This window comes from Amycolatopsis sp. NPDC052450 (assembly GCF_044547565.1).
GTDB lineage: Bacteria > Actinomycetota > Actinomycetes > Mycobacteriales > Pseudonocardiaceae > Amycolatopsis.
This window is the reverse complement of sequence record NZ_JBIUAQ010000009.1, coordinates 302998-314308: the sequence shown is the minus strand read 5'-3', so window position 1 is coordinate 314308 and position 11311 is coordinate 302998. Positions and strand designations below refer to the sequence as shown.

Annotated in this window: 9 protein-coding genes; all 9 read right to left on the bottom strand. The window is 70.0% G+C overall.

The features are described 5' to 3' along the window. Positions 1–205 precede the first annotated feature (205 nt). Positions 206–1246: a methyltransferase gene (locus ACIHAO_RS18410; protein WP_396559257.1), complete on the bottom strand. Its 1041-nt coding sequence runs from the start codon at positions 1244–1246 to the stop codon at positions 206–208. Positions 1247–1309: 63 nt separating this feature from the next. Continuing rightward, positions 1310–3148, bottom strand: a complete 1839-nt coding sequence (locus ACIHAO_RS18405) for an ArnT family glycosyltransferase (RefSeq protein ID WP_396559255.1) — start codon at positions 3146–3148, stop codon at positions 1310–1312. A gap of 43 nt (positions 3149–3191) precedes the next feature. After that, complete coding sequence (locus tag ACIHAO_RS18400; RefSeq protein ID WP_396559253.1) at positions 3192–4016, bottom strand: PIG-L deacetylase family protein; 825 nt, start codon at positions 4014–4016, stop codon at positions 3192–3194. Between the two features lie 200 nt (positions 4017–4216). After that, the gene (locus tag ACIHAO_RS18395) at positions 4217–5344 is read right to left on the bottom strand and encodes a glycosyltransferase (RefSeq protein WP_396559251.1); all 1128 of its coding nucleotides are present in this window, start codon (positions 5342–5344) and stop codon (positions 4217–4219) included. A gap of 20 nt (positions 5345–5364) precedes the next feature. Next, positions 5365–6177, bottom strand: a complete 813-nt coding sequence (locus tag ACIHAO_RS18390; RefSeq protein ID WP_396559249.1) for a class I SAM-dependent methyltransferase — start codon at positions 6175–6177, stop codon at positions 5365–5367. Between the two features lie 29 nt (positions 6178–6206). Further along, positions 6207–7427: a glycosyltransferase gene (locus tag ACIHAO_RS18385; protein ID WP_396559247.1), complete on the bottom strand. Its 1221-nt coding sequence runs from the start codon at positions 7425–7427 to the stop codon at positions 6207–6209. A 15-nt stretch (positions 7428–7442) separates the two neighbouring features. After that, on the bottom strand, positions 7443–8660 hold the full coding sequence (locus tag ACIHAO_RS18380; RefSeq protein ID WP_396559245.1) for a glycosyltransferase: 1218 nt from the start codon (positions 8658–8660) through the stop codon (positions 7443–7445). Positions 8661–8692: 32 nt separating this feature from the next. Further along, on the bottom strand, positions 8693–9850 hold the full coding sequence (locus tag ACIHAO_RS18375) for a glycosyltransferase (RefSeq protein ID WP_396559243.1): 1158 nt from the start codon (positions 9848–9850) through the stop codon (positions 8693–8695). A 12-nt stretch (positions 9851–9862) separates the two neighbouring features. Beyond that, a complete protein-coding gene (locus tag ACIHAO_RS18370; protein WP_396559241.1) occupies positions 9863–11104 on the bottom strand; it encodes a cytochrome P450 in 1242 nt (413 codons plus the stop codon). Positions 11105–11311: the final 207 nt, after the last annotated feature.

Sequence of the window (11311 nt, the reverse complement as noted above, 5' to 3'; positions counted from 1 at the left end):
AGCCTTGGGTGTGGTGGGGGGCCTTTTTCGTGTTCCGGGGTTGATGGGACGTGTCGCGAAAGCCACTTTCGCGACGCCTGACGTCCCGAAAGTGGCTTTCGCGACACGTGCCAGGCAGGCGGAGGGCCGCCCGACTCCAGAAGTACATGAAGGCCCCCTTCCTTGCGCCAGACGCAAGGAAGGGGGCCTTCATGTACTCAAACGGTCAGGGTTTCGTGCCCGTCACCAGCGCGTGCTCGAACGGCAGCTCCACCGAACGCACGTCGACGCAGCCGACCGACTTGAGCCACGCCGCGGCCTCGGCCTGCGGCCACGCCATTCCGCGTCCGGTGGCCAGGATGTTGAGGTACAGCGAAAGCCGCGCCGACAACGGGCCGCCGGTCTCGTCGTCCGCGGCCGCGAAGCCGTAGATCGAGATCTTCCCGCCGGACGGCAGCACCTCGTAGGCCTTGGCCAGCAGCATGACGGACTGCTCGGCGGTGAAGGTGTCCAGGACGTGGCTGAACAGCGCGTGGTCGGTGCCGCCGGGGAACGGGTCGGTCAGCAGGTCCGCGGGGTGCATGGTGAGCCTGCCGGTGACCTCGGCCGGCACGCGCTGCTCGGCCAGCTCCACGCTGCTGGGCAGGTCGAGCAGGGTGGCCTTGAGGCCGGGGTTGGCCTTCAGCAGCGCCGACGCCGTGGTGCCGTCGCCGCCGCCGACGTCGAGCAGGTGCCGCGACGACTTCACGTCGATGTGCTCCAGCAGTCCCGGCATCGTCTGCAACGAGAACGCCGACATCGCCGTGTAGAAGATCCGGGCCTTCTCCGGGTCGTTGCCGAGCCGCGCGTACAGCGTGTCGCCAGGGCCGTCGAGCGCGTCGAGGGCCTCGTTGGTGCCGGCGCGCAGCGCGGAGGTCATCCGGGCGAACGCCGGGTAGTAGATGGTCTTCCAGCTGAGCAGGATGTGCTGCCAGCTCTCCGGTCCGCTCGTGGCGAGCAGTTCGGTCGCGACCGGGTGGTTCACATAGTCGACGCCGCGCTTCTCGATCAGGCCCGTGGTGGTCAGCGCGAGCATCAGCACCCGGACCTTGTGCGGCTCCAGGCCGGTGAACTCACCGAGCGCCGCCGCGTCGGCGCCGCCGCGCTCTTCCAGGAAGTCGAAGATGTCCAACTCGATACCGGACACGACCGCGTTGAACAGGGCGGGCCCGTTGGCGATCAGCTGGAAACGACGGTGGACCTCGGTGGAGTCGAGCGATTCCTGCATCAGCGGATTTCCTTTCCGGCCGGCGGATTCTTCCGCAGGCGATGAAAACGGCACCGGCTCGTCTCAGAAGGAGCCGGACGCCGGTCCGGCGTTGGCGTCGAAGGAGCTGCCGGAGTAATCGGGGTGGAGTACGGAGAAGGCATAGGTGGCGGGTGCGGCCAGCATCGCCACGACACCGATGACGAGCCCGGCCGTGACGAGCGACTTGGACGCGTTCTTGAGCACCCGCGCCAGGATCAGCACCACGAGGGCGGCGACGCCGAGCGCGAGGGTGCCCCATTTCGCCCACGGCAGGAAGTTCGGGTAATGCGACCACAGCCAGGCACCCCAGGCCAGTTCCGCCGCGATCGCGATCGGCAGGAGCCGGCCCTGCCTGCCGCCGGTGCGGTACGCCCGCCAGAAGGTCACGATGCCGAGCGCGGAAAGCGCGGCGATCGCGGGGGCGAGGGAGGCCACGTACGCGGTGTGCGCGACGGCGCTCGCGCTGAAGACGAAGAGGAAGGTCACCAGCCAGACACCCCACATCACCAGCCCGCCGCGCACCGGATCGGTGCGCTCGGCGCGGCGCCACCACCAGAGCCCGCACAGCAGCGACAGCAGGGCGAGCGGGAACAACCAGGCGATCGCGACGCCGAGGTGACCGTCGAGCAGCTTGGTGGCGCCGAGCGGATCCGCTCGTGTCTCCACTTTGGACTGGTCCGGCTGGGGGCCGCCCGGCCCGAGGGGCTGGCCGCCTTCGGCCTTCGGGCCGACGTTCCCGTTCTGTTCGTCCTGGTGCTTGGTCCCGAAGTTCCCGTTCTCGTCCAGCCCCTGACCGCCGCCGGGGCCCTGCGGATCCCCGGGACCGCCTTCAGGTCCGGGACCGTCGCCCGGACCGCCTTCGGGGCCACCGGGACCGCCCTCAGGACCACCGGGGCCACCGCCAGGGCCGTCACCCGGACCGCCCTCGGGACCACCAGGACCGCCACCGGGGCCGCCCGGGCCGAGCGACGGCAGGCCGCCACGCCCGTTCGGGTCCTCGGCGCCGGGCAGGTGGACGCCGACGCGGCCGAGGCCGTTGTAGCCGAACACCATGGCGAACGCGCTGTCGTTCGTGGTGCCGCTGATATGCGGCCGCGAGCTGTCCGGGGTGAAGGTGTAGAGCGCGATCCACGACAGCGACACCGACAGCGTCACCACTCCGGCGAGCGCCACATGCTTCGCCCGGCGACGCAGTTCGACCGGGGCGGTCAGCAGGTAGCCGATCGCCAGCGCGGGCAGGATCATCCACGCCTGCACCATCTTGGCCTGGAAGCCGATCCCGACCCAGACCCCGGCCAAGACCAGCGACCGGAGCCGCGCCTCGAGAACGGCGCGCTGATAGGCGTCCACGGCGAGCACCAGGCACATCGTGAGCAGGCCGTCCTGCATGCTGTGCCCGAACATCGACGCGAGCACCGGCGTGAGGGTGAAGATGCCCGAGGCGAGCAGGCCGGGCACCACACCCGCCCAGCGCCGCACGACCCGGTACAGCACTAGTACCGAAATCACGCCCTCGATCACCTGCGGCAGCGCCAGCGACCATTCGTGGTAGCCGAAGATCTTGGCCGAGATGGCCTGTGGCGCGAACGATCCGGCGAGTTTGTCGAGGGTGTACGTCGCGCCCGGGTCGACGGTGCCGTAGAAGAACGCCTTCCAGCTCTCGGACATGCTCTTGGCCGTGTCCGAGTACAGCGGCGCGAAGTCGACCCGCGGCAGGTTCCAGGCGTACAGCACCAGAGCCACGAACGCGATGCCCAGCAGCGCCGGCCGGGCCCAGCCCGGCTGATCGGCGGGCGAACGCCAGAACGCCCACCGGCCGCGCCCGCCCTCGGGCGCGGGGTCCAGTGACGGTGACGGCAGATGGGTGAGTGTTGCGGACACTCCGGTACCTCCGGGCGTGATGCGGCGGCTGTCGCGGATTCGCTTAACCGTTGTCTTCGTCGAGGAGAACAGGCCAGGTGGTTTCGCCGAATCCGCCCTGTGGCGAATTCTTCCGCGCGTGCTCGTCCAGCCTCGCGAACAAATTCTTGTTCCTGCCGTTGAGCATCGTCAGCTGGGAAGAATAGCACTCGACGGCTTCGTATTTCCGTTTCCAAGTATCCGCCGTGGCAGGCTCGAATCCGGAAGTGCCGAGCCGGAAACCGGCGGGGAGTTCGATCGTGCCAGGGGTGAACATCGAATACGGAAGGTCTTCCCACAGCCGGATCGGAATGTTCGTCGCCCGCGCGGCGGACAAGGCGGCGTCACGGGCGGCTTCGTTGTCGGGATGGTCGACGACGGCCGCGCACGTGACGATCATCGTCGGCTCGAACTCGGCGACGATCGCCTCGAGGTCTTCCTCGATCTCGGCGACGAGCCGGTCGTCCCCGGCGGGCGAATCCTGGTTGAGCGCGAGCTTTTGCCCGCCCTCCACGTGATCCGTGAGCCATCGGCCGTCCGGCAGCCTGCGGTAGATGGAGTCGAGGAACCGGCCGTGCCGGTACGCCAGCCCCAGCAGGCCGAGCGCGGCGATGTCCTCGTTCCGGCGATGGAGCGGCGCGTCGTCCTCCGGGGAAAGACCCCAGACAGCGTGCATTCGCTCCGCCGCCGCGGAGTAAGGGGGCGGAGCGGTTCCGGCGAAGACCGTGTGGACGAGGACCTCCGCGCCGTCCCGCGCCGCTCGGCCGAGAGTCGCGCCGAGGGAAAGGACCGCGTCGTCCAAATGCGGGGATATCGCCAGCAGCCGGGTCGCGCCGGGGTCTTGAGGCATGGTGCTGATTTTGGTTACCGCCTTGTCGCGCTTCAACTGGTGAGCCTGGACAGCGCCCGGGACCTCGTGAGTGGTGGGGGTCGCGCCGCGGTCTGATGCCCCCAATGTGGCATTGGGGACGGTCAGCGTCCCCAATGCCACATTGGGGGCATGCCCGGCTGCCTTACCTCTCAAAAGAACCGTCCTTGCCGCTCACGAGGTCAGCGCTGGGCCGCGGCGCGCACGAGTTCCGCGGCCGTCGTCGTCCCGTCGGTGCGGATCGTGCCGGCGACGGCCTTCGCGCGTTCCCGCGTTTCCGGGGCCAGCGCCGTGACGAGCGCGGCGGACAGCGAGTCGACGGTCGGGTTCGGGCCGTCGTGCGCCGCCCCGATGCCCAGTTCGGCCACCTTGGCGGCGAAATGCGGGTGGTCCGCGATCTGCGGGACCACGACCTGCGGAACCCCCGCCAGAGCGGCAACATGCGTCGTGCCGGTGCCGCCGTGATGGACCGCGACGGCCACGCGGCCGAACAGCGCCCGCAGGTTCTCCTCACCGACGGCCAGGCAGTCGGCGCCGTCGTCGGGCAGCGTCAAACCGGCCCAGCCGTGGGAAAGGACCACTCGGCGCCCCTGGGCGCGGATCGCCTCGACGGCCACCTTGGCGATGTCGGCAGGGGCGGGCGAGCAGCCGAAACCGACGTACACCGGCGGCGGGCCTGCCGCGAGAAATGCTTCCAGAGCCGCGGAAAGCGGCCGGTCGTCGGGCTCGATCCAAGCGCCGGTCCGGACACCGCCGGCCGCCGGTGCCAGTAGCGGGTCCGCCGCCAGCAAGGGCTTGTCGGTGGTGCTGAAGTCGTACAGGTTCTTCACCGGCGGCAGGCCGATCGAGGCCCGAAGGTCGTTGAGCGCGCCGCCGAACATCCCGTCGGCGCCGTTGTTGTACATGCCCCGGTGCTCGGGCGACGGCACCAGGACCGGTGAGGGAATGACGTAGAAGTACGGGATGCCCAGCTTCTCGGCCACCGACCGGACACCGATCGCGCCGGACAGCAGGCCGGTCGCCACCACCGCGTCACAGCCTTCGGCGGCCGCCGGGATCTTGTCGAACTGCTCGGCGATCCCCGCGATCGCGGCCTCGGGCGATTCGGGCGGTCCGCCCAGCGCGCCCGCTTCTTCGAGCACCGGCTTGCCGACCACGACGTGCGGCACGTTCACCTCGGCCAGCCGCTTCGTGTAGTCCGGCGGCGCGCACATCCGCACCTCGTCACCGAGTTCCCTCAATCGCAGCGCCAGGGCCACCAGCGGTTCGATCTCGCCGCGGGTCCCGTACGACCAGAAAAGCACACGCATTTCGTCTCCCCTGGTGTACTTCAGCGCCGGACCGCGGCGATGCCGACCGTGGCGTAGTTGATGGTGAACGATCCACCGATTTCGTCGATGGCCGAGCCGAGATACGACAGGAACCGGGCGCGCGCGTCCTCCGCGAGGTGGTTGAGCCCGCCCTGGGTCGGGATCTGGTCCAGCCATTCGTCCCGGGTGCAGACGCGCGACCAGGCGAAACGCAGTTCCTCCGGCTCGCTGAACGCGCCGGTTCGCTGGATGCCTTCGGCCGCCTTCACGTACTGCTTGGCATAGACCTGCTCGACGTATTCTTCGACATCTTCGTCCTTTTTGGACGGCGGCTCGAACTTCACGTCCGGCATGGCGTGCCGATACGCCTCCCCCTGCGCCGTCATGACGGCCTCCGGGAGTTCGAAACCGTTGTCGAACAACGCGATCAGCCCGTGTGGGGCGAGCACCTCCGCCACCTTGGCCGCGCCCGCGAACGGGTCCACCCAGTGCCAGGCCGTCCCCGAGGTGACCGCGTCGAAGGTGCGGCCCTCCGGGTCCCAGTCCTCGAATTTGGCGACCTCGACCTCCAGGCCACGCCTGCGCGCGACCTCGGCCATCCGCGCGTCCGGTTCGACGCCGAGCACCGTGCAGCCCGCCGCCTGGAACGGACGGGACGAAAGGCCGGTCCCGCAGCCGACGTCCACGAAACTCTTGCCGGGGCTCAAGGAGACGACCCGGTCGACCAGTGCGTCGGGATAGGTGGGCCGGGCGCGGTCGTACCGTTCGGCGTCGGCGCCGAACCACTGCGCCATCTGCCGGTTCTCGTGCGGTGCTGCAGCCAGATCGGACATTTTCCTCACCCTGGTCGGTTTCGGGATGGTCAAACGGAAACGCGGCTGACCGCGGCACGCAGTCGGTCGGCGGCCACGGTCGTCCCGTCGGTGCGGACCGTGCCCGCGACGGCTTTCGCGCGTGCCCGGGTCTCCGGGGAAAGCGCGGTGGCGAGCGCGGCGGACAGCGAGTCGAACGTGGGAGCCGGGCCGAACTCCTCGAACGCCACGCCGATGCCGAGCGCGGCCACCTGCTCGGCGAAGTACGGCTGGTCGGTGATCTGGGGCAGCACGACCTGCGGGACGCCCGCCCGCGCGGCCACGGTCGTCGTACCCCCGCCCGCGTGGTGGACGACGGCGGCGACCCGGCCGAACAGCGCCTGGAGATTCGCTTCACCGACGGCGAAGCAGTCGGCTCCGTCGTCGGGAAGGGCCATGTCCGCCCAGCCCCGGGAGAGGACCACCCGGTGGCCCTGCGCACGGATCGCCTCGACGGCCAGCTTCACCGTGTCCGCGATTTCGGGTGTGCTGCCGAAACCGACGTACACCGGCGGCGGACCGGCGGCGAGGAACGCCTCCAGGTCCGCGGGAAGAGGCCGCTCGTCGGGCAGGATCCACGCGCCGGTCTGCACGGCGCCGAGTTCGGGCCGGGGCGGGGCCAGCACCGGATCCGCCGCCATCCAGGGCTGCTCGGTGAAGCCGTACTCGACGAGGTTGTCCACCGGGGGCAGGCCGAGCGACGCGCGACGGCCGTTGAGCGCGTCCGCGTACCGCTTGGAGAAGACCTCGTTGTAGAAGTCCCACAGCGCCCGGTTGTCGTCCATGGCCTCCTCGGGCGGGCGGCCGTCGCCCCGCGACAGGGGCGGCGGGTAGTACGGCGACGGGAGGTAGATCGGGCAGTACGCGGCGTAGAAGTACGGGAGGCCGAGCTTTTCGGCCACCGACCGCACGCCGATGGCGGCCGACAGGACACCGGTCGCCAGCACCACGTCACAGCCCTCCGCGGCCGCCGGGACCGCGTCGAACTGCTCGGCGAGCTCGTCGGCGGGGCGCCGGGGCTCCGGCCCCTCCCCCTCCGACATCCCTCGCATCATCGCGCGCAGCGACTGCCCGACCGGAACGAACGGAACGCCGAACTCGGCCAGCCGCTCCCCGGTGTCCGGCGGCGCGCACACCCGCACCTCGGTGCCGAGTTCCCGCAACCGCACCGCCAGCGCGATCACCGGTTCGACGTCTCCGCGGAGTCCGGTCGTCGACAACAACACACGCATTTCGTATCCCCTGGTTCAGACGGAAACGCGGTCGACCGCGTCGAGGAGGAAGTTCGCGGCCACGGCGGCCCCGTCGGTGCGGACCGTGCCCGCGACGGCCGTCGCCCGCTCGCGCGTTTCCGGGGCGAGTGCCGTCTCGAGCGCGGCCGAAAGGGATTCGAAGGTCGGCGTGGGGCCTTCGTGCGCCACACCGATCCCCAGTTCGGCCACCCGGCCGGCGAAATACGGCTGGTCCGCGATCTGCGGGACCACGACCTGCGGAACACCCGCCCGGGTGGCCGTGGTCGTCGTGCCCGCGCCACCGTGATGGACGGCGGCGGCCACCCGGCCGAACAACAGCTGCTGGTTTCCCTCACCGGCGGCGAAGCAGTCGCTCCGGTCGTCGACCAGGGCGAGATCGGCCCAGCCACGGGAAATGATCACCCGGCGGCCGTGGGCCCGCACGGCTTCGATGGCGACCTTGGCGGCCTCTTCGGGGGCGCGCATGCTGCCGAAACCGACGTACACCGGCGGCGGACCGGCGGCGAGGAACGCCTCCAAGTCGGCCGAAAGCGGCCGCTCGTCAGGCAGTGTCCAAGCGCCCGTCTGGACGACGTCGAGGTCGGTCGGCTGAAGCGGGGCGAGGGACGCGTCGGCCGCCAGCAGCGGGTGATCGGTGAAGCCGAACCGGAAGACGTCCTCCACCGGCGGCAGGCCGATCGCGGCTCGCTGGCTGTTGAGCGGCTCGCCGAACCGCTTGAGGGCGCTGCGGCTGTTGCGCTCCCAGAGCGCGCGGTTGTCGGTGCCTTCCGGCGCGGGCGGCTCGCCCAGCGGCGGTGGCGGCGCGTAATGCGGCGACGGGATGAAGCGCGGGCAGTAAAAGCCGTAGTAGTAAGGGATTCCGAGTTTCTCGGCCACCGACCGGACGGCGACCGCGGTGGCGAGCATTCCGGTGGTCACCACGACGTCACAGCCCTCGGCGGCCGCCGGGACCTCTTCGAACTGGACGGCCATCGCCTCGGCCGAAAGCCGCGGCCCGTCCTCGGGCGACGGCGGTTTGGCCCCCTTGATCGCGGTCCTGGTCGACTGTCCGACCGGAACCAGCCGGACACCGACCTCGGCCAGCCGCTCCGAGGAGTCCGGCGGCGCGCACATCCGCACCTCGGCGCCCGCCTCCCGCAGCCGCACCGCCAAGGCCACCAGCGGTTCGACGTCTCCTCGGCTTCCGGACGTCGCCAGCAACACGCGCTTCACGTAGTTCCCCGTTCTCTGCGGTTCCGGCCGGTTCAGGCGGGAACCGACGGCTTTTCGCGGCTGACCGCGGCACGCAGCAGGTCCACGGCGACCGTGGTCCCGTCGGCGCGGATGGTGTCGGCCACGGCGGTCGCCTTGGCCCTGGCCTCCGGAGCCAGCGCCGTGGTGAGCGCGGCGGACATGGCCTCGAAGGTCGGGGCCGGCCCTTCTAGGGCGACACCGATCCCGAGTTCGGCGACCCGGTCGGAGTAGTACTGCTGGCCGACGATCGAGCGCACGATGATCTGCGGGGCACCCGCACGGGTGGCGATGTGGGTGGTGCCCGTGCCGTCGTGGTGGATGGAGACGGCGACCCTGCGGAACAGTTCCTGGAGGTTCACCTCGTCGACGGCGAAGCAGTCGCCCTCGTCCTCGGGCAGGTCCAAACCCGCCCAGCCCCGGGAGAGGATCACCCGGTGGCCTTGTGCGCGGATCGCTTCGATGGCCACCCTCGCCGCGTCGGCGGTGCCGGACGAGCTGCCGAAGCCGACGTACACCGGCGGCGGACCGGCGGCGAGGAACGCCTCCAGCTCCGCGGGGAGCGGCCGTTCGTCGGGCAGGATCCACGCGCCGGTCTGCTCGGCCTCGTGGCGCGGCTCCAGCGGCGCGAGGATCGGATCCGCCGCCAGCAACGGCTTGTCGGTCGAGCAGTAGTCGAAGAGGTTCTTCACCGGCGGCAGGCCGATCTCGGCCCGTTTGCCGTTGAGCGCGGCGCCGAACAGCCCGTCGGCACCCTGGTTGTACATCTCGCGCTGCGGTGCGTCGAGGTGGCTCGGCAGGTGGATCGGGCACAAAGCCACGTAGTAGTAAGGGATCCCGAGCTTCTCGGCGACCGACCGCACGGCGACCGCGCCGGACAGCAACCCGGTCGCGACCACGACGTCGCAGCCTTCGGCGACGGTGGGCATCTGGTCGAACTGCTCGGCGATCCCGGCTGCCGCGAGTTCGGGATCACGGCCTTCGCCGTCGTCCATCTTGCGGTCCGGCCGCGCGACCGGCACCAGCGGCACGTCGATCTCGGCCAGCCGCTCCGCGCTGTCCGGCGGCGCGCACATCCGCACCTCGGCGCCCGACTCCTTCAACCGCGCCGCCAAGGCGACCAGCGGTTCGACGTCCCCGCGTGAGCCGCACGCCCACAACAAAACGCGCATTTCGCTTCCCTTCTACCAGGAGACCGGCAATTGATCCGGGCAGTCGATGAACGCGTTCCGGAGTTTCACGTCGTCGATGGGCACCGCCAGGCTCAGCCCGGGGAACCGCTTCCACAGGGATTGATAGGCCATCCGCAGTACCGACCTCGCCACCGCGGCGCCGATGCAGTAATGGATTCCGTGCCCGAAGCCGACATCCGAAACCGCGGGGCGCCTCGCGTCGAGGACATTGGGATTCGGAGTCAGAGCCTCGTCGCGGTTCGCCATCAGGATCGAACAGAGGACGTAATCGCCCGCCCGGATCAGCTGTCCGCCGACGACGACGTCCTTGAGCGCCATCCGCGGATTCGGCTGCTGCACGGGCGAGAGATAACGCAGCAATTCGTTGACGACGCGATCCGCCTCTTCACGGCCTTCGAAGAGCATTTGTTTCTGCTCGGGGTGATCCAAAAGCGCGAGCACCCCGAAACCGAGCATTCCCGCGACCGTCTCGACACCGCCCAGAAGCAGAGCCGTGCACAGGCCCTTCAGCTCCTCATCCGTGACGTTGTCCCCGTGCTCCCGCACGAGCATGCCGAGGAAACCGTCGTCCGGGTCCTCGCGCTGCCGCGTGATGAGGCCGAGCAGGTAGCGGTTGAACGCCGCGCTGTCGGCCGCCCTCGCCTTGAACCCACGGCTGAGGTCGACGTTGCGCCGGATCCGCCGGATGAACTCGTTGCGATCGTCACGCGGGATGCCGAGCAGTTCACAAAGGACACCGCCGCCCACGGGGTCGGCGAAAAGTCCTTGCACATCAGCGGGCGGCCCTTCGGCTTCCACCTCGTCGAGGCGATCGTCGATGAGTTCCTGGATCGCCGGTTCGAGCCGCCGGATCCGCCGGAGGGTGAACTCCGGTGTCAGCATGCGCCGCAGCCGCGTGTGATCGGGCGGGTCGTAGGTCGAGATCTGCCCGACGAACTGCGGCGCCATGGGCACGTCTTCGCCGTTGGTCGTCCGTTCCGCTTCCGCCTCGGTCAGCCGGGGCCGCGTCGTGAAGTTCTCGTGGTCGCCGAGGATCTTCCGCACGACGTCGTAGCCGAGGGCCTGCCAGACATAGCCCTTGCCGAGCTGAGTGGACGCGTCCCCGAGGATCCGGACCAACGGGCCCTTCTCCCGCAACGTGAACATGTCCTCGTGCGGATCGCAGTGCGTCCTCATCATGTAGTTCGCGGTCGGCTCCACGGCCGGCGCGACCTCGTCGATTGCGTGCTCCATACCGAGTGGAAGCTCCTTCATTGACCAGGAAGTGCGGTCCGGCCGTATGCCGCGCCGCAATCTTCATCCGCGATCGGGCGGAACGTCCAGCGCCGTCATGGACGTCCGGTGCCGGATGGGTCCGGTGGGTGGGTGGGGGGGCGTCAAGGGGGTGAAGCACCGAAACCCAACCCCGCCCCCCCGAACCCCCCGCCGCCCCCCCCCCCG

Bases quoted from the DNA above. Each gene is read 5' to 3' on its own strand.
- ACIHAO_RS18370 (WP_396559241.1), bottom strand. From the start codon at position 11,104: ATGGAGCACGCAATCGACGAGGTCGCGCCGGCCGTGGAGCCGACCGCG.
- ACIHAO_RS18410 (WP_396559257.1), bottom strand. From the start codon at position 1,246: ATGCAGGAATCGCTCGACTCCACCGAGGTCCACCGTCGTTTCCAGCTG.
- ACIHAO_RS18385 (WP_396559247.1), bottom strand. From the start codon at position 7,427: ATGCGTGTGTTGTTGTCGACGACCGGACTCCGCGGAGACGTCGAACCG.
- ACIHAO_RS18395 (WP_396559251.1), bottom strand. From the start codon at position 5,344: ATGCGTGTGCTTTTCTGGTCGTACGGGACCCGCGGCGAGATCGAACCG.
- ACIHAO_RS18390 (WP_396559249.1), bottom strand. From the start codon at position 6,177: ATGTCCGATCTGGCTGCAGCACCGCACGAGAACCGGCAGATGGCGCAG.
- ACIHAO_RS18375 (WP_396559243.1), bottom strand. From the start codon at position 9,850: ATGCGCGTTTTGTTGTGGGCGTGCGGCTCACGCGGGGACGTCGAACCG.
- ACIHAO_RS18400 (WP_396559253.1), bottom strand. From the start codon at position 4,016: ATGCCTCAAGACCCCGGCGCGACCCGGCTGCTGGCGATATCCCCGCAT.